The organism is Rhizobium sp. FG113 (genome assembly GCF_057809895.1).
On record NZ_JBMDKV010000001.1, the window covers coordinates 145855 to 164200 of the forward strand.

13 protein-coding genes are annotated in these 18346 nt (G+C 62.9%); 8 read left to right on the forward strand and 5 right to left on the reverse strand.

Annotation, left to right across the window (positions count from 1 at the left end):
• Positions 1-112 precede the first annotated feature (112 nt).
• The 4 genes from ACODTZ_RS00665 to ACODTZ_RS00680 form a co-directional block, all read right to left on the reverse strand.
• Positions 113-1042 carry an ABC transporter substrate-binding protein gene (locus ACODTZ_RS00665; RefSeq protein ID WP_047504854.1) on the reverse strand — a complete coding sequence of 310 codons (930 nt, stop codon included), beginning with the start codon at positions 1040-1042 and terminating at the stop codon, positions 113-115.
• 96 nt (positions 1043-1138) lie between these two features.
• The gene (locus ACODTZ_RS00670; protein ID WP_209235746.1) at positions 1139-2143 is read right to left on the reverse strand and encodes an ABC transporter permease; all 1005 of its coding nucleotides are present in this window, start codon (positions 2141-2143) and stop codon (positions 1139-1141) included.
• A gap of 13 nt (positions 2144-2156) precedes the next feature.
• Entirely contained in the window at positions 2157-3689 is a 1533-nt protein-coding gene (locus tag ACODTZ_RS00675; RefSeq protein ID WP_489023026.1) for a sugar ABC transporter ATP-binding protein, read from the reverse strand.
• 439 nt (positions 3690-4128) lie between these two features.
• Complete coding sequence (locus ACODTZ_RS00680) at positions 4129-5148, reverse strand: LacI family DNA-binding transcriptional regulator (RefSeq protein WP_489023028.1); 1020 nt, start codon at positions 5146-5148, stop codon at positions 4129-4131.
• A gap of 149 nt (positions 5149-5297) precedes the next feature.
• Here ACODTZ_RS00680 and iolG point away from each other — a divergent pair, with 149 nt between their 5' ends.
• The 8 genes from iolG to ACODTZ_RS00720 all read left to right on the forward strand — a co-directional run bounded on the left by iolG (position 5298) and on the right by ACODTZ_RS00720 (position 14216).
• Entirely contained in the window at positions 5298-6335 is a 1038-nt protein-coding gene (iolG, locus tag ACODTZ_RS00685) for an inositol 2-dehydrogenase (protein ID WP_489023030.1), read from the forward strand.
• Between the two features lie 117 nt (positions 6336-6452).
• Positions 6453-6767, forward strand: coding sequence for a MocE family 2Fe-2S type ferredoxin (locus tag ACODTZ_RS00690; RefSeq protein ID WP_018896640.1), 315 nt, complete (start codon positions 6453-6455; stop codon positions 6765-6767).
• 31 nt (positions 6768-6798) lie between these two features.
• Entirely contained in the window at positions 6799-8025 is a 1227-nt protein-coding gene (locus ACODTZ_RS00695) for an NAD(P)/FAD-dependent oxidoreductase (RefSeq protein WP_489023033.1), read from the forward strand.
• An 86-nt stretch (positions 8026-8111) separates the two neighbouring features.
• Entirely contained in the window at positions 8112-8996 is an 885-nt protein-coding gene (gene purU / locus ACODTZ_RS00700; RefSeq protein WP_489023035.1) for a formyltetrahydrofolate deformylase, read from the forward strand.
• A gap of 173 nt (positions 8997-9169) precedes the next feature.
• Entirely contained in the window at positions 9170-10198 is a 1029-nt protein-coding gene (locus ACODTZ_RS00705; RefSeq protein WP_489023037.1) for a sterol desaturase family protein, read from the forward strand.
• Complete coding sequence (locus tag ACODTZ_RS00710; protein WP_489023038.1) at positions 10195-10977, forward strand: 3-methyl-2-oxobutanoate hydroxymethyltransferase; 783 nt, start codon at positions 10195-10197, stop codon at positions 10975-10977. Before ACODTZ_RS00705 ends, ACODTZ_RS00710 begins: the two co-directional genes overlap by 4 nt.
• Positions 10978-11054: 77 nt before the next feature.
• Complete coding sequence (gene folD, locus ACODTZ_RS00715) at positions 11055-11957, forward strand: bifunctional methylenetetrahydrofolate dehydrogenase/methenyltetrahydrofolate cyclohydrolase FolD (protein ID WP_489023040.1); 903 nt, start codon at positions 11055-11057, stop codon at positions 11955-11957.
• A gap of 177 nt (positions 11958-12134) precedes the next feature.
• On the forward strand, positions 12135-14216 hold the full coding sequence (locus ACODTZ_RS00720) for a carboxy terminal-processing peptidase (protein WP_209235754.1): 2082 nt from the start codon (positions 12135-12137) through the stop codon (positions 14214-14216).
• A 112-nt stretch (positions 14217-14328) separates the two neighbouring features.
• Here ACODTZ_RS00720 and ACODTZ_RS00725 read toward each other — a convergent pair whose 3' ends face one another.
• The gene (locus ACODTZ_RS00725) at positions 14329-18327 is read right to left on the reverse strand and encodes a hybrid sensor histidine kinase/response regulator (RefSeq protein WP_489023041.1); all 3999 of its coding nucleotides are present in this window, start codon (positions 18325-18327) and stop codon (positions 14329-14331) included.
• Between the last annotated feature and the right edge of the window lie 19 nt (positions 18328-18346).

Genomic DNA, 18346 nt, shown 5'->3' on the forward strand with positions numbered 1-18346 from the left:
CCTTGGGCTGGAGGGGCCGGATGGGCGCGGGAGAAGATGGGCCGTCAATGGTTCGTCAATGCGAACCGGAAAAATGGGCGGTGGCCCGGCTAAAAGCCACCGCGGGGGAGGATCAATCGTAGAGAACGGCCGAAACCTTCGGGTCGCTCAGATTGCTCTTGTCGTACCAGTAGAAACCGGTGTCGATGACCTTGTCGAGCTTCTCGCCCTTGATCGCCTTGGCGAGCGAATCCACGACGCATTCACCGATCCCGACAGGGTTCTGGGTGATCGCGCCATATTCGGACCCGTCCGCGATCGCGGCCCTCTGCTGCTTGCCGGAGTCAAAGCCGATGGCGATGATCTTCGCCTTGCTTTCGCGCGCCGCCTGCAAGAGGCCGATCGCCGAGCCTTCGTTGGAGGCGAAGATGCCCTTGATCTCGGGGTGCGCGGCAAGCATGGCCTTGGCGCTTTCGGTCGCCACCAGCGGGTCGCCACCGTACTGGATGTCGACGATCTTGATGTCGGGATATTTGCTCTCGATCTGGTTCTTGAAGCCGTCGCGACGCTGAATGCCGGTCTGGCTGGTCTGGTCGTGGACGAGCATGCCGATCTCGCCGGCCTTGCCGACGGCTTCCGCCATCTTGTCGGCGGCGGCGGCGGCGGCCTTCAGGTTGTCGGTCGAGCAGGTCGCGAGCGGCAGATCGCTGTCGACGCCGGAATCGAATGCGACGATCGGGATACCGGCTTCATGCGCCTTCTTCAGGAGCGGCACTTCCGCCTGCGAGTCCAGCGCTGCGAAACCGAGGCCCTGCGGCTTCTTGGCGATCGCGGCGTTCAGCATGTCGATCTGCTTGTCGATCATGGCTTCCGTTTCCGGCGCTTCGAAGGTGATGGTGACGCCATTCTTCTTCGCCGACTGCTCGGCGCCTGATTTCACGGCCTGCCAGAACTGGTGCTGAAATCCCTTCGAGATGATCGCGAAATAAGGTTCCTGCGCGAAGGCGGGCGCGGACAGAGCCGAAGCGAGGCTGAGTGCGGCGATTGCGGTTTTCAGTTTCATTGTATGTCTTCCTCCGTTGATGGTGGCCGCCCTCCTCCGGGCGGCGAAAGTGGTATCCAAACAGTCAGAAATCCCCTGTGCTGCTCCCTTCCCTGCTTAGTTTTTCTTGCGCAGCATCATGTCGACGAAGACGGCAACGATGATGATGATTCCGGTGACGACGATCTGCCATTCCTGCGCCACGCCCATGATGCGCAGTCCGTTGTTCAGGACCGACATGATGAAGGCGCCGATGATGGTTCCGAGCACCGTTCCACGGCCGCCGCTGAGCGAGGTGCCGCCGATGACGACAGCCGCGATGGCATCGAGCTCATAGCCCTGGCCGAGCGCCGGCTGCGCGGAGTTGAGACGCGAGGCAATGAGGAGGCCGGCGATGCCGCAGACGAGACCGCCGAGTGCATAGGTGACGATCTTCCAACGGTCGACATTGACGCCCGAAAGACGCGCCGCTTCCTCGTTGCTGCCGAGCGCGAAGATGTAGCGGCCGAGCAGCGTTCGGTTGAGGATGATCGAGGCGATGATGGCGACGACGAAGAGGATAAGCACGCCGTTCGGAATTTCGAGACCCGGCACGATCTGGCCCACGAAGGAGTCGATCGAGATCATCGGGAAGTTCGGCGTGTCGTTGAAGTAGATCGGCTTGACGCCCGAGATGACCAGCGACAGCCCCTTCAGGATCAGCATCATGCCGAGCGTGGCGATGAAGGGCGGGATCTTGAACTTGGCGATGACGATGCCGGAGATGGCGCCGCAGAAGGCACCGGTCAGAAGCGCGCCGATGATGCCGAGCGGCATCGGCAGACCGAGAAAGGTCAGAAGCACGCCGGTTATGACCGAACAGAAGGTCATCAGCGTGCCGACCGAAAGATCGATGCCGCCGGAGACGATGACGAAGGTGCAGGCGACGGCAAGCACGCCGTTGACCGCGGTCGCCTGCATGATGCCGATCAGGTTGCCCTGCGTGAGAAAGTTGTTGGTGGCGATGCTGAAATAGGCGAGGAGCGCGATCAGCACGACGAAGGCGACCGCCTTCTGCAAGGCCGCGGCCGAGAAGAAGCTCGACTTGTGAGCGGCGGTGGGTTGAAAGGTTGCGTCTGTCATGTTCGTGTTCCCTTTACGCGGCCGTTACCTGGCGCCGTGTCGCCAGGGTCATGATCGCTTCTTGTGTCGCGGTATTGCCATCGAGTTCGCCGGTGATCCGGCCTTCGCACATCACCACCACGCGGTGGGACAGGCGCAGGATTTCCGGAAGTTCCGAGGAGATCACGATGATCGCCTTGCCCTGTGCCGCCAGCTTCTGGAGCAGAGCGTAGATTTCAGCCTTCGCGCCGATATCGATGCCGCGCGTCGGTTCATCGAAGATGAGAATGTCGCAATCGCGCAGCAGCCACTTGGCGATGACCACCTTCTGCTGATTGCCGCCCGAGAGAAGCCGGGTTTCCTGCTCCACCGAGGGGGTCTTGACCTTGAGCGTCTTGACGTATTCGGCCGAGACCTTCTCCAGCGCGCCGTCGCGCATGAAGACGCCGCCCCAGGTGAAGCGCGGCCAGGAGGCCATGGTGACGTTGTCGCGGACCGACATGCGCGTCACGATGCCGAAATGCTTTCGGTCTTCGCTGAGATAGGCGATGCCAAGGCGGACCGCATCCTGCGGGCTGCGAATGGCAGCGCGCTTGCCGTGAACGTGGACCTCGCCGGATTCCAGCGGATCGGCGCCGAAGATCGCACGCGCCACCTCGGTTCGCCCTGCGCCCATCAGCCCGGCAAAGCCCAGGATTTCGCCCTTGCGAAGCGTGAAGCTCACGTCGCGGATAACGTTTCCTCGGTTGAGACCTACAGCTCGCAGCACCTCTTCCTCACTCGACACGCCCTCGGCGCGCGTGGCATCGGCCAGTTCGCGGCCTACCATGAGCGAGATCACCTTCGACATCGGCGTCTCCTTGGCGGGAAGCGTCTCGATGTACTGGCCGTCGCGCATGATGGTGATGCGGTCGGCGATGCGCATGACTTCGTCCATCTTGTGGGTGATGTAGACGATGCCGACGCCCTGCGACTTCAGGTCCTCGATGATGGCGAACAGGTGATCGACCTCGGTCTCGTTCAGCGCCGAGGTCGGCTCGTCCATGATGAGCACCTTGGAATCGTAGGACAGCGCCTTGGCGATTTCGACCAGCTGCTGGCGCGCGACGGTGAGGTCGCCGACTTCGACCTGCGGATCGATATCCACCTTCATGCGCTTGAAGAGGGCCGCCGCCGCCTTGTTCATCGCCGTTTCGTCGACGAACATGCCAAGGCCAAAGCGCGGCTCGCGGCCGATGAAAATGTTCTGCGCGGCGGTCAGGTGGTTCATCAGGTAGAGTTCCTGATGGATGATGCTGATCCCCTTTGCCTGCGCCGATTTCGGCCCATGCAACGAGACCGGCGCGCCTTCGAGGATGATCTCGCCGGCGTCTGGCTGATAGACACCCGTCAGGATCTTCATGAGCGTGGATTTTCCAGCCCCGTTCTCGCCCATCAGGGCATGGACTTCACCACGGGCGAGATCGAACCGGGCACTGCGCAGGGCATGAACGCCAGGGAAGGATTTTTCTATGCCGCGCGCCGCGATAAGCATCGTGGGCGTCCTTGGTTCAGCATCTTCACTCATAAGCTTCTCCTCTGCCGACCGGGCACGGAACCGCGATCTCCGGTGTGAGCGGAGTGGCCGACAGTCTTAGAAAAAAGGGGTTCAGTCGTCGTTCGGCAGCGGGCTAGCGATGCCCTCGCGAAGCGAGCGGGCAGGATTGCCGCATGGCAGAACTCTTTCGAGCAACGGCGTCGCGGTTATGAAATTGCGTGAAGATGCTGGGACAGCCAGCGGCGGGACAGTCTTGCCGCCTTGCGTTCTTGTCGATGCCGAACATCATGTCCTCCCTCCAAATCGTGAAGCGGTGCACTGGAGCACGCCCGCCGCGTGGAACAACGGCGCGACCTCCTTCGCTTCCGTGTTCACTTTTCTGGCTGGTAAGGGTGATGCGAGGGGCGGCGCCTGACAATGAGAGAAATGATACTTTTGCATCAAATTGGGATGCACCGGCGGTTGCAAATCACTCGAGCCGGACGTTCTCGCGGATGAAAATCTGCGGCCGTTGGGGTGGCGTGATGTCTTCCTCCGCGAAGCGGCCGGCATGGTGGAGCTGGATTTCGATCGCCCGCCGGGCGTCCATGAAGGGTTCGCGATCGATGATCGCATCGACGACGCCATCGTCCATCAGCGCCACACGCTCCGGGGTTACCGTGTGGGTGATGACGCATACGGACTGGTCCTTTCCGATCACCTTCAGCTCCTCGGCCAGAACCGGATTGCCCACCGACATGTTGTAGACGCCGCGCAGACCCGGATGCCGGCGCAGCAGAGCGCGAAAATCCTTGCGGATGTTTTCCTGCTCATAGCTCTGGAACGTCTCGACCACCCGACAGCTCGGATAATTCTGGCCGACAATGTCGCGGAAGCCGACCGCGCGCTGGTCGTGTTCCAGAAGCTGGTGAAGGCCGACGATAACGACCACGTCGCCACCGGCGTCACCAAGGAAACGCCCCATGAGCGCCCCCGCCGTGCGCCCCTCCTGAATTGCGTTCGATCCGACATAATCGATGCGGCCGGTGCCGGGCAGGTCGGACGCGACGGTGACGACGGGAAGCTTGCGCGACAGTTCCTCCACCTTGGTCGTCACCTGCGGGTCGTCGAAGAGGATGACGACGAGGCCGTCGCACTCGGCGGCGGCTCTGGTCAGCGTCTTGATCGCGGCATCGGCCTTGATCTGCTCGAAATACCAGAAGGTGACGCGGATGTTGTAGCGCTTGTATTGCTGGGCGGCACGGACGAAGCCTTCGCGCAGCTTCACATAATATGAATTCACATTGTTCTGCAGCACAACGCCGATGCGCAGAATACGCGTCGGAATCATGCTGAGCGCGCGGTCGACGCCGAGCGCCTTGGCGGTTTCGATGACCAGCTGCTCGGTCTTCGGCTTCACGCCGCCACGGCCGTTCAGCACCCTGTCGACAGTGATCCGGCTAACGCCGGCCGCCGCCGCGACGTCCTCCATGCTCGGCTTTCTCGCCACGGAACATCCTCCCTCGCTCCCTTCCCCGGACCTTAGCGAATGATGCAATTGCGTCAATATCGACGTTGCGCCAAGCCTTCGGCGGACGGATATTCCGGTCATGTTCGGAGGAAGAGGCGCCATGCGCCTGAACAGGAAGCATCGATATCATGACTGATCCATCACATCCCGCCGTGTCGTCTTCACGCACCGTCCGCGTTGCGGTTATCGGAGCCGGGCGCATCGGCGAGGTTCACCTTTCCAACCTGACGCGCAGAGTGCGCGGCGTGGAAGTGACCGGCGTCTTCGACACCGACGCGGCGCGCGCCGAGACGCTGGCAAGCCAGTATGGCGTTGTCGCACGGCGCAGCCTGGAAGCGCTGTTTTCGGAAGGCGCGCCGGAGGCGGTGGTGATCGGTTCTCCCAGCGCGCTCCACCTGGAGCATGTGAAGCTTGCGGCGCGGGCCGGCCTGCATATCCTGTGCGAGAAGCCGCTGGCGCTCGACGAAGAAGGCATTGCCGAGGCCATTCGCGTTTGTGCCGACAAGGGTCGTCTGTTGCAGATCGGCTTCAACCGGCGCTTCGACGCCAACACCGTGGCGATGCGCGAGGCCGTTCAGTCGGGCAGCATCGGGCAGGTTCGCTCGATCCGCATCACCTCCCGCGATCCCTGGCCGCCATCGATCGACTATGTGCGCTCGTCCGGCGGCATGATCATGGACATGACAATTCACGATTTTGACCTTGCCCGCTTTCTGTCCGGCGACGAAGTGGTCGAAGTATCGGCATTCGGCGGCTGCGTTATCGACCCCGAGATCGGCAAGGCCGGCGATATCGACATCGCGACGATCATGCTAAAATTCCGCTCCGGAGCGATCGGCACCATCGAGAACACCCGCGCCACGCCCTATGGCTACGACCAGCGCGTCGAGGTTCTCGGATCGGACGCATCGCTGGAGAGCGAGAACATGACGCCCGCCCGGGTTGTCACGCGATCGGCGCATGGACAGACGCAGCCCAATCCACTGCCGTTCTTCCTGCAGCGCTACGAAGGCGCGTTTTCCGGCGAGCTTCAGGCCTTTGTCGACGCGGTTCGCGAGGGACGGCCTGTCGCGGTTTCGGGCGAGGATGCGCTTTCAGCGCATCGGATCGCCCAGGCGGTGCAGCGCTCGCTTGCGACGGGCCAGCCGCAGCGGGTCGAGGCCTAGATCGAGACGACTACGGCGGGCCTGAGGAGGATCCGCAGATTTTATAGAGACCGTATAGGCCCGCCATGAGCGGGCTCAATATCTCGGCGAACGCCGAGCCTAATGAGGAGGCACATCATGAATTGGGTATCGGCCTGTCGCCTTGACGACATCGAGCAGGAAGGCGTCATACGCTTCGACCATGGCGGTCGCACCTATGCGGTCTACCGCTCCCCTGAAGACGAGGTCTTCTGCACCGACGGCCTCTGCTCGCACGAGGCCATCCACCTCGCCGACGGCCTGGTGATGGATTACGAGATCGAATGTCCCAAGCACTCGGGCGCCTTCGACTATCGCACCGGCACGCCGCGCCGGCCGCCGGCCTGCAAGAGCCTCAACACCTATCAGGCGAAGATCGAAGCGGGCGAAGTCCTGCTCGCCATCCCCGCCTGACATCAAGCGAACCGGTCGTACGGAGACAGCCATGTCCTCTATCGTTATCATTGGCGCCGGCGAGTGCGGCGGACGTGCCGCGCTGCAGCTGCGCGAGCGCAATTTCGACGGCGCGATCACGCTTGTGGGCGCCGAAACGCTTCACCCCTACGAGCGGCCGCCGCTGTCGAAGAACGGCATCCTCGACGGCGCCGATCCGAAGTTCATCATGGATGGCGACGGCTACAAGGAGCGCGGTATAGACGTTCGCCTGGGCGCCGACGCGATCGGGATCGACCGCATAAACAAGACCGTCGAGCTCTCGGACGGAACGACGCTTGCCTATGACAAGCTGCTGCTTGCGACCGGCGCGCGCCCACGTCCGCTCCCCGGTATCGCCGAACGATCCGAGCGCGTTCTGACGCTTCGCACCCATGCCGATGCGCTGGCGATCAAGCGGCATCTGCACGAGGGTAGCCGGCTTGCCATTGTCGGCGGCGGCTTCATCGGCCTCGAGCTCGCGGCCATCGCGCGCGGGCTTGGCGCCACCGTCACCCTGATCGAGGGTCTGACACGCATTCTCTCGCGCGGCGTGCCCGAGGATATCGCCCATGCGGTGGCCTCGCGCCACAAGACGGCAGGCGTGGAGATCCTGTGCGAGAGCCGGATCGAGACTTTCGAGATCGGCCCTGATGGCGTCTCGATCGGCCTGGCCGGCGGCCGGACGATCGATGCCGACATCGCGGTGATCGGCATCGGCTCGATCCCGAATGTGGAGCTCGCGGAAAAGGTGGGGCTGACGATCGAAAACGGCATCATGGTCGATGACCACCTCAGGACCACCGACCCCGATATTTTCGCCGCCGGCGACTGCTGCTCTTTCCCGATCCCGGTTTATGGCGGACGGCGGGTACGGCTCGAATCCTGGCGCAGCGCCCAGGAGCAGGCGATGCTCGCGGCGGCCAATCTCATGGGCGCGGATGAGCGGATCACCGCCGTGCCATGGTTCTGGTCGGATCAATACGACCTGACGCTTCAGGTGGCCGGGCTTGCCGAAGGCGCCGTTACCTCCGTTCGCCGCGACATCAGCGAGGGCGCCTTCATCATCTTCCAGATCGGTGCCGACGGGCGGTTGCTTTCGGCAAGCGGCATCGGTCCGGGCAATGGCATCGCCCGCGACATCCGGCTGGCGGAAATGCTGATCGCCTCGGGCAAGACCGTCGATCCGGCAGCACTCGCGCAGGCCGATGTCAAGCTGAAGTCGCTGCTGGCGGCCTGACCTCGCCCCATTCTTTGGCCTCGGCTCGGGCCCCGACCTTGTTTCAACCGCCGCCCTTTCGGGGTCGGCTGCAATTGGATATTACCATGAAGTCTCATGTTCTCACCGTCACCTGTCAGTCCACGCGCGGCGTCGTCGCCGCCATCGCAGGGTTTCTCGCCGACAAGGGCTGCAACATCATCGACAGCTCGCAGTTCGACGACCTCGAGACCGGCCTCTTCTTCATGCGGCTGACCTTCGCAAGCGAGGCAGGCACGCCGATCGAGGAGATCGTCACCGGCTTCGAGCCGATCAGGAAGGCCTTCGACATGAGCTGCGAGTTTCATGACAGCAGCGCCAAGATGAAGGTGCTGTTGATGGTCTCGCGCTTCGGCCATTGTCTCAACGACCTGCTCTACCGCTGGAAGATCGGCGCGTTGCCGATCGACATCGTCGGCGTCGTCTCCAACCACTTCGATTATCAGAAGGTCGTGGTCAACCACGACATCCCCTTCCACTATGTCAACGTGACCAAGGCCAACAAGCCGCAAGCGGAAGCTCGCCTGCTCGAGGTGGTCGAGCAATCCGGCGCGGAGCTGATCGTTCTCGCCCGCTACATGCAGGTGCTGTCCGACGCCGTCTGCGAGAAGATGTCGGGGCGGATCATCAACATTCATCACTCCTTCCTGCCGAGCTTCAAGGGCGCCAACCCCTACAAGCAGGCTTTCGAGCGTGGCGTGAAGCTGATCGGCGCCACCGCGCATTACGTCACCGCCGATCTCGACGAAGGCCCGATCATCGAGCAGGACGTCGCCCGCATCACGCATGCGCAGTCGGCATCGGACTATGTCTCGATCGGCCGCGACGTCGAGAGCCAGGTGCTGGCGCGCGCAATCCACGCCCATATCCACCACCGGGTGTTCATGAACGGCAACCGCACGATCGTCTTCCCGGCGAGCCCTGGTTCGTATGCGTCGGAACGCATGGGATAGGCGATCGCGCACGGCTTCGATGATGCAAAAGTATCATCATAGGCTTTGCCTTCAGCCGACGCCGGGGGCACGATAGAGCATCAAAGAGGCGTGCGTCCGCAAGGAGGCGGAGGCACTCCTCGCCGGAGACAATCCGGCTTTACCCAACCAATGACGCATGCGGGAGGCAAGTCATGGACGATTCAAAATTCGGCAAGAGAGACAAGAGAGGCCATTGGACGCCAAACGGCGTGCTGACGCCGGCACCGGTTTTCGTGCTGCCGCCAAATCCTCTGAAATTCCTGAAGTGGCTGCCGAACTACTTCTTTCCGTGGAACGCCTTCTTCATGGTCACCGCGGCGATCTTCTGGTTTTTCCTGACGCCAGGCACCGAGACGACGAAAACCTTCTCCGTCGGCTGGATCGCGCTCATCTTCGCGCGCAACCTCGCGGCGTTCTTCCTGTTCTACGGTGTCATCGAGCTGCGGCTCTACAAGCTTCGCCGCCAGGAAAACCGTTTCAAGTACAATCCGAATTTCCCGGCCGACAAGAAGAACACCGTCTTCCTATTCGGCTCGCAGGCCTATGACAGCATCATTCGCGGCGTCGGCACCGGTGTCACGATCTGGACCGCGATCGAGGTCGTGACGCTCTGGGCATTCGCCAACAACTACGTGCCGATGGCGACGTTCCAGGACAATCCGGTCTGGCTTGCCTGCATCGTGCTCTTCGTGCCCGTGTTCCACGAAGCCTACTTCTTCGCGATCCACCGCGCGCTGCACATTCCGGCACTCTACAAGTTCGTTCACTCGGTCCACCACAACTCGGTCAATCCATCGCCCTGGTCGTCTCTTGCCATGCACCCGGTCGAGCACCTGCTCTTCTTCGGTGAAGCGCTGATCCATCTGGTGATCTTCTCGCACCCGCTGGTCGCCATCTACAATCTGCATTCGCTGGCGCTCGGCGCGGTGGTCGGCCATGTCGGCTTCGACAAGATCGAGGCGGGCGAGGAAGGCGGGCTCGATACGCACGCCTATGCCCACTACCTCCACCACAAGTATTTCGAGGTGAACTATGCCGACGGCCTGATCCCGTTCGACAAGTGGTTCGGCACCTGGCACGACGGCACCAAGGATGGCGATGAGGCGATGAACGCGCGCTGGCAGAAGAAGCTGCAACGCGAGAACGCCCGCAGGCAAGCCCAGGAAGGCAACCAGGCATGACCCGTGCATTGACCGTAGCCGATCTGCGCGCGCTCAAGGGCAAGCGTCAATTCCTGACCATGCATGTCGATAGCCCGGCGGAGGCAGCCGCCGCAGCCGAAGCCGGCATCGAGATGTTCACCTGCGAGGTGGATGAGCAGCTACCCAGGATACGCAAGGCAGCCCCCACCGCCTTCATCCAGGCAGCCCATGTGCAGGGCGCCATTCACGACGAATCGAGCGCCATCCGCGAAGGCTTTCGCGCGCTCGATCTCGGCGCCAGCTGTATCTACTTCGCCGGCTCTCTGCGCCTGCTGGAGGCGATGGCCAAGGAGGGCATTCCCGTCAGCGGCCATGTCGGCCTGGTGCCGCGCTGGGCCACCTGGACGAACTTCCGCTCGATCGGCAAGACGCCTGAGGAGGCGGCATCGATCTATCGTCGGGTGAAGGACTATGAGCAGGCCGGCGCCTGGGCGGTCGAGATGGAGGTTGTCCCCGTGGCGATCGCCGAGTGGATCACGCGCTCGACGCCGCTGATCACGCTTGGAATGGGCTGCGGCGCCGTCTGCGATTCCCAGTATCTCTTCTCCTGCGACGTGCTCGGAACCGGCACCAGCCGCGTGCCGCGCCACGGCAAGCAATATGCCGATCTCGCCGCCGAGGAGGCGCGCCTGCAGGAAATGCGCGTGAAAGCGTTCCGGTCATTCGCCGACGATGTCCGCGACCGGAAATATCCGGAAGCCCGCCATGAGGTTCATGTCGGCGAAGAGGTCCTGGCAGCCGCCAAGACGCTCGTTTGAGGTGACCGGGCAGGCGACAACATCGCCTGCCCTCCCCACCCGACTTTCCCATAATTCTCTTCCCAACGAGGTCTTCGATGGCTGCTCGCCTGATCGACGGCCGGCAATCTGCCGCCGCCGTCATCCAATCCGTGAAATCCGCGACCGAGGCTTTGCGTGATCGCGCCGGTGTTACCCCGGGGCTGGCGGTGATCATCGTCGGCGACGATCCGGCGAGCCACGCCTATGTCGGTGCCAAGGGTCGGATGGCCAAGGAGTGCGGCTTTTCTTCCATCCAGCACTCGCTTCCGGCGACCGCGACGCAGGGCGAGGTTGCAGCCCTCGTTGCAAGCCTGAACGAGGACGAGGCCGTGCACGGCATTCTCGTGCAACTGCCGCTGCCGTCCCATCTCGATGCCGAGAAAATCACGCAGTCGGTCCGGCCGGAGAAGGATGTCGATGGCCTGCATGTGGTGAACGCTGGCAAGGTCGCGACCGGCGATCTTGATGGAGGACTGATTTCCTGCACGCCCGCCGGCGCCATGGTGCTCGTTCGCGGCGTCCATGGCAGCGATCTCTCAGGGCTCAGCGCCGTCGTCATCGGCCGATCGAACCTCTTCGGCAAGCCGATGTCGGCGCTTCTCCTTGCCGCCAATGCGACCGTAACCACGGCGCACTCCCGCACGCGGGACCTGCCCGCGCTCTGCCGCACGGCGGATATTCTCGTGGCGGCGGTCGGCCGGGCGCGGATGGTCGGCAGGGATTGGGTGAAGCTCGGAGCAACGGTGATCGATGTCGGCATCAACCGCGTGCCGGTGGAGGGCAATGCCGAGGGCAAGACCCATCTCGTCGGCGACGTGGCATTTGAGGAATGCAGCGAGATCGCGGGTGCGATAACACCGGTGCCCGGCGGCGTCGGGCCGATGACGATCGCCATGCTGATGGCCAATACGGTGATCGCGGCATACCGCTCTGAGGGCATTGAGCCGCCGCGCTTCTGATGGCGCGGCACGGTCCTTATCCCCGCGAGTGCCCGCCATAACGCCGGTCTCACCAAAAGTTGTAGATGATATCGTCGTCAGACTTCGTCCGTCCAATCAACCCGGTTGCTAAAAAACCATAATTGCTCCACCTACATTGTAGACAAACGCGAGCAGTCGGAATTGGATCAGAGCTTGATGCGCATTAAATACGGTTTCCTCGGCATTCTCCTGGCGATTGCGCCCACGGCCCATGCGCTGGACATGGGAGCGGTGCCGGTTTTGGCGCCGCAAAAGCAGCAGGAACAGGCGGCACAGCTGAGCGCGCAATTCTTGACGCGCTACAGCTATCGGCCGGTCGCGCTCGACGACAACCTCTCGGTCAAGATCATGGATCGCTTCATCAAGTCGCTCGATCCGGATCGGATGATCTTCCTGCAGTCGGACATCAACACCTTCATGGCCGACAGCACCAAGATCGACGACGCGATCAAGACGGAAGACCTGAAGCTCCCCTTCTCGATCTTCAACCTCTACGAACAGCGCATCGTCGATCGCATGACCTATGCGCGCGATCTCCTGAAGAAGGGCTTCGATTTCACCGCGCAGGAAGACTACGCGCTGGTGCGCGACGACAAACCCTGGCCGCAATCCGAAGCCGAGAGCAACGATCTCTGGCGCAAGCGGGTGAAGGCCGACTGGCTTCGGCTGAAACTCGGCGGCCAGACCGAAGCCACTATTCGCGACACGCTCGACAAGCGCTACAAGAACGCGCTCGAGCGCGCCTATAAATACAAGAGCGACGACGTCTTCCAGTCCTTCATGGACGCCTATTCGACATCGATCGATCCGCATACCGACTACTTCGGCGCCACCGCATCGGCCGATTTCGATATCTCGATGAAGCTTTCGCTTGTCGGCATCGGCGCGGTGCTGCAGGAGCGCGACGATTACACCACGATCCGCGAACTCGTTCCCGGCGGCCCGGCGCAGCTTTCCGGCAAGCTTGCGGTCGGCGACCGCATCACCGGTGTCGGCCAGGGCGCCGACGGTCCGATCAAGGAAGTGATGGGCACGCGTCTGGATGAGGTCGTGCAATTGATCCGTGGCGAGAAGGATTCGATCGTCCGCCTGGATATCCTGCCTGCCGATGCCGGCGCCGATGGCGGTCATCGCGTCATCAGCCTGGTACGCGACAAGATCAGCCTCGACAAGCAGGCGGCCAAGAAGGCCGTTCTCCCTGTCAAGGACGGCGACGTCACCCGCAAGATCGGCGTGATCACGCTGCCAGCCTTCTACGAGGACTTCGAAGCCCGCCGCAAGGGCGACAAGGACTATAGAAGCGCCAGCCGCGACGTCGCCAAGCTGCTGACCGAGCTCAAGCAGGACAATGTCGACGGCGTGCTGATCGACCTGCGCAACAATGGCGGCGGTTCGCTCGCCGAAGCGATCGACCTCACCGGCCTGTTCGTCGGCAAGGGCCCGGTCGTCCAGCAGCGCGGCGCGGATGGCAAGGTCGAGGTTCAAAGCGACGATCTGCCGACACCGGCATGGACCGGCCCGGTCGGCGTGTTGATCAATCGCGGCTCGGCTTCCGCTTCCGAGATCTTCGCTGCCGCCATCCAGGACTATGGTCGCGGCGTGATCATCGGCGAACCGAGCTTCGGCAAGGGCACCGTGCAGACCGTGGTCAACCTCGACCAGGTGGCGCGCAACGACAAGCCGAAATTCGGCGAGCTGAAGCTGACGATCGCCCAGTTCTTCCGCGTCAACGGCGGCACGACGCAGCTGCGCGGCGTAACCCCCGACATCGCCCTTCCCGGTCTCTCCGATCCGAAGACCTTCGGCGAGACCAGCTACGACAACGCGCTCCCCTGGGCGCAGATCAAGCCCGCGCGCTACAAGCAGTCCGGCAACCTCAAGGCCGAACTGCCGAAGCTGCAGGCCCTTCACGACAAGCGTGTTGAAACCGACCCGGACTTCCAGCGTCTTATCGAGGACGTTGCCGAACTCAAGGCGCAGCGCGACAAGGGCGTGATCTCGCTCAACGAAGCCGACCGCCGCAAGGAGCTGACCGCGCGCGAAAACCGCTTGAAGTCGCGCGCACAGCTGGATGACGGCGTCGACACCACCAACGACGATGGCTTGCAATCCAACGAGCGTAGCCTGACGGCCGATATCGCGCTCGAAAATGCGCGCAAGAAGGCAAAGGACGTTCTCCTGAACGAGGCGACCGCGATCCTTTCCGATGCGGCCGGCCTGCAGGCGGGCGCTCGATAAGGACGCCGAGACTAGTCAAATGAAAAGGCGGACGGCCAGGGTTTGGCCGTCCGCCTTGAAACCTCGCGAGCAGAGTATCGCTCGCCGACCGTTGCCGAGCGGCATCGCCCGCTCAGCTCGTGCCCCCGACAGCGTCCAAGGCATTCTTCAGCTCATCCAGCCCGTGTGGCTTGAGCAGCAGGACCGTTCTTGAACTGTCATCCATCTCGGGCTTCTTCTCCGAGCCCGTCGCGAAAACGATGCCGATCTCGGGCCAGCGCTTGCGCACCTCGCGACAGAAATCGTCTCCGGACATGCCTGGCAGACCAAGATCGGTCACCAGTACATCGATCGGTTCGCTTCCAAAGAGTGGGAGCGCCTCCTCGGCGGATTCGGCCTCGAGCACCTCGTGGCCGAGTTCGGCCAGCATGTCGGCGGTCGCCATCCTGATCAGCGCATTGTCTTCGACCAGAACCACTCGCAGCGTCTGTGATGCGGCTGGCGAGACGGGCGTGGGTATGGCTGCGATGGACGTCTCCTTTCGGCGTTCCGCGTTCTTCTGCGTTTCGTCGATCACATGTCGGATCTTGCGGGCGAGCGCCTCGCGCGTGTAGGGCTTGGAGAGCAGCTGCACGCCGGGATCGAGCCGTCCGCCGTGGACGATGGAGTTTTCGGTGTAGCCGGAGGTGAAGAGCACGGCGAGCCCAGGCAGGCGTTCCTTCGCCTTCTTCGCCATCTCGCTGCTTTTCAGCGGTCCGGGCATGACGACATCGGTGAAGAGCATGTCGATGTGGATGCCGCTTTCGATGACCGAAAGAGCGGCCGCCGCATCGCTGGCCTTCAGAACCCGGTAGCCGAGTTCCTGCAGCATTTCGACCACGGTGGTGCGCACGCCCTCATCATCCTCAGCAACGAGAATGGTCTCCGGCCCGCCCTCAACAGGGGCATGCGGATCGATCACCTGCAGGTCTTCCTGCTGCAGCGAGCGCGGCAGATACATCTTCACCGTCGTTCCGTGCCCGACCTCGCTGTAGATCTTCACATGCCCGCCCGACTGGCGGACGAAACCATAGACCATGGAGAGGCCGAGCCCCGTGCCCTTCCCCTCTGGCTTCGTCGAGTAGAACGGCTCGAACACCTTGTCCAGGAGATCGGGAGAGATGCCCGAACCGGTGTCGGTCACCGAAATCGACACATACTGGCCGGGCATGACATCCTGGTGCTGCCTTGCATAGGCGTCGTCGACATAGGAGTTGCCAGCCTCGATGGTCAGATTGCCGAACCCTTCCATCGCGTCGCGGGCATTGATCGCGAGATTGAGCAGTGCGTTTTCGATCTGCATCGGATCGACCAGCGTGTTCCACAGGCCGCCCGAGACGACCGTTTCCACCTCGACGCCTTCGCCGATCGTGCGCCGGATCATCTCGTCCATGCCACGGATCAACCGACCGGCATTCACCACGCGCGGATCGAGCGCCTGCCTGCGGCCGAAGGCAAGCAGCTGGGCCGCGAGCTTGGCGCCGCGCTCCACGCCGGCCAGCGCGTTGGTGATCTTGCGCTGCGCCTTGTCGTTGCCGACGACATCGCGCGACAGCAGCTGGAGATTGCCCGCCACCACCTGCAGCAAATTGTTGAAGTCATGCGCAACGCCGCCGGTCAGGTTGCCGATGGCTTCCATCTTCTGCGCCTGCTGCAGGGCAAGCTCCGTGTTGCGGAGCGCGATCGCCGCCTCGCGCTCTTCCGTCACGTCGCGGCCGACCGCATGGATGGACGCGTCATAGGGAACCGCGGTCCAGGAAATGGTGCGGTAGCTTTTATCCTTAGCCTGGTAGCGATTTTCGAAGGAGAAGGTCGTGGCACCCTCGCTGAGCTTGCCGACTTCGGCCAGCGTCGTCGCCATGTCCTCCGGATGGATGAAATCGAGGAACGACCGGTTGATGAGCTCGCTCTCCTCCCAGTCGAAGACCGTCTTCCATGCCGGATTGACCGCCGTTATCTTGGCCTCGAAATCGGCGACCAGCATGATATCGGTCGAGAGCCGCCACATCCGGTCGCGGTCGGCCGTGCGCTCGGCGACGCGCTGCTCGAGCGTTTCGTTCAGCGCCTCAAGCTTCGCGCGCGTCTCGCGCTGGTCCTCGATGTCGGTATTGGTGCCGATCCAGCGGAAGACGCGGCCATCCTCGTCGCGCGAGGGCACCGCGCGGGCGATGTGCCAACGATAGGAACCATCGGCACGCCGCAGCCTGAGATCGGTCTCATAGGCCTCACCCGACGACAAGGCGGATCGCCAGCGGTCGGCCATGGCGGTGAAATCGTCGGGATGGACGATCTTGGTCCAGGCGCCGCCATCGAGTTCGCCGGGTGCGGCACCGGCATATTCATAGACGCGCTCGTTGAACCAATCGAGCTGGCCGTCGGGCCGCGCCGTCCAGACGTGATTGGGGATAGCCTGGGCGAGCGCGCGGAAGCGGGCCTCGCTTTCCCGCAGTTCGCGCTGCGCCTTGCGCCGGTCGGTCACGTCCTGCACGACGCCCACGAAGCGCAACGGTTTACCGTCGGCATCGCGCTCGAACTCTCCCTTGCGGGCGATGACGCGTTTCTGGCCGTTATCGGCACGGCGGATGCGGTACTCGACGTTCAGGGGCGAGGCGCCGGCCGCGCGCGTCCTGCCATTGGAGCTGATCTCGCGGTCTTCCTCGACGATCAGCCCTTCCAGCGTTTCGATGCGAACATCCGCGGCATCCTCATATCCGTAGATCTTGCAGAATTCCGGCGTGGCGTTGAGCACATTGGTTTCGAGATCGAGCGAAAACACGCCGACGCCGCCGGCCTCTTGCGCCCGGCGCAGCCGCGCCTCTGCGTCGCTCAGCGCCTGCGCCGTCAGGTGTTCTTCCGTGCGGTCGCGCAAAACCTTGACCAGACCGACGGGCGTTCCATCCTCGTCGCGGATCGGCCGGATCTCGCCATTGGCCCAGAAGCGTTCGCCGGATTTGCGGACATGCCACCGGTCGTGATGAGCATTGCCTTGTCTCAGCGCCGCCGCCATCGCCTCGTTCGCCTTATCGGCCGCGCGATCCTCGGGCGTGAAGAGCAGTTGCCAATGCTTGCCGGCGACCTCGTCTTCGGTCCAGCCGAAGATGCGGCGCGCGCCCTCGTTCCAGCGCAGGATGATCCCATCCAGATCGAGAGCGAGAATGGCGTAATCGATGGCGCCATCCATGATCTGCCGGCTCTGCCGTTCGGATGCCCGCAGCCCCTCCTCGGCCGCGACGCGGTCGGTCACATCGGAGCCTTGCACGAAGACGCCGACGATGCTGCCATCCGGTTCCGTCACCGGTTGATAGACGAGATCGACATATTTGCGCTCGACCGGATCGTCGGGAGAGACCTGTAGATCGACCGGCAACGCCCGCCCCTCATAGGCGACGCCCGATGTATAGACCTGATCGAGCAACTCGTAATAGCCCTGCCCGCGAAGCTCCGGCAGCGCGTCGCGCACCGACATGCCGACGACATTACGGCCGCCGACAAGCTGGTTATAGGCCGCGTTCGTCAGCTCGAAGACATGACGAGGGCCATGCATCATCGCGACGAAGCCCGGCGCCTGCTCGAACATGCGCCGCAGCCGATCCTGCTCGCCATTGCGCCAGCGTTCGGCCGCGACCTTGGCTGTCGTCTCGACCACGATCGCGATCACCCCGCAAGGACGGCCGTCCTCGTCCATGACCGGCGAATAATCGAGGTTCATGAAGACCTGTTCGGGCTTGCCTGTGCGGAACAGCGTCAGTTCCTGATCCTGATAGGCGAGTGTCTTGCCGGCCAGTCCGACCTTCATGACATTGTCGTTGAAATCGGCGACTTCGGGCCACCCCTCGCGGACCTTCGATCCCAGGAGCTGCGGATGCCGACCGCCGGCGAAGACCGAATAGGCATCATTATAGATCATGACGCCGTCTTCGCCCCAGAGTGTCACGATCGGCACGGGCGACTGCAGAATGGTCGAGGTCGTGACCTTCACGGCGTTCGGCCATAGCGCTAGTGGACCGAGAGAGGTCTTCTCCCAGTCGAAGCCACGGATAAGCCGGGCGAGCTCGCCGTCATGGGCGAGAAAATCAAATTCATCAGGTTTCATAGACGTCGACCGGTTGCTC

What these genes read in the sequence shown, in the direction of transcription:
- ACODTZ_RS00665 (WP_047504854.1), bottom strand. Translation starts at nt 1,042, where the DNA reads ATGAAACTGAAAACCGCAATCGCCGCACTCAGCCTCGCTTCGGCTCTG.
- ACODTZ_RS00670 (WP_209235746.1), bottom strand. Translation starts at nt 2,143, where the DNA reads ATGACAGACGCAACCTTTCAACCCACCGCCGCTCACAAGTCGAGCTTC.
- ACODTZ_RS00675 (WP_489023026.1), bottom strand. Translation starts at nt 3,689, where the DNA reads ATGAGTGAAGATGCTGAACCAAGGACGCCCACGATGCTTATCGCGGCG.
- iolG (WP_489023030.1), top strand. Translation starts at nt 5,298, where the DNA reads ATGACTGATCCATCACATCCCGCCGTGTCGTCTTCACGCACCGTCCGC.
- ACODTZ_RS00690 (WP_018896640.1), top strand. Translation starts at nt 6,453, where the DNA reads ATGAATTGGGTATCGGCCTGTCGCCTTGACGACATCGAGCAGGAAGGC.
- ACODTZ_RS00695 (WP_489023033.1), top strand. Translation starts at nt 6,799, where the DNA reads ATGTCCTCTATCGTTATCATTGGCGCCGGCGAGTGCGGCGGACGTGCC.
- purU (WP_489023035.1), top strand. Translation starts at nt 8,112, where the DNA reads ATGAAGTCTCATGTTCTCACCGTCACCTGTCAGTCCACGCGCGGCGTC.
- ACODTZ_RS00705 (WP_489023037.1), top strand. Translation starts at nt 9,170, where the DNA reads ATGGACGATTCAAAATTCGGCAAGAGAGACAAGAGAGGCCATTGGACG.
- ACODTZ_RS00710 (WP_489023038.1), top strand. Translation starts at nt 10,195, where the DNA reads ATGACCCGTGCATTGACCGTAGCCGATCTGCGCGCGCTCAAGGGCAAG.
- folD (WP_489023040.1), top strand. Translation starts at nt 11,055, where the DNA reads ATGGCTGCTCGCCTGATCGACGGCCGGCAATCTGCCGCCGCCGTCATC.
- ACODTZ_RS00720 (WP_209235754.1), top strand. Translation starts at nt 12,135, where the DNA reads ATGCGCATTAAATACGGTTTCCTCGGCATTCTCCTGGCGATTGCGCCC.
- ACODTZ_RS00725 (WP_489023041.1), bottom strand. Translation starts at nt 18,327, where the DNA reads ATGAAACCTGATGAATTTGATTTTCTCGCCCATGACGGCGAGCTCGCC.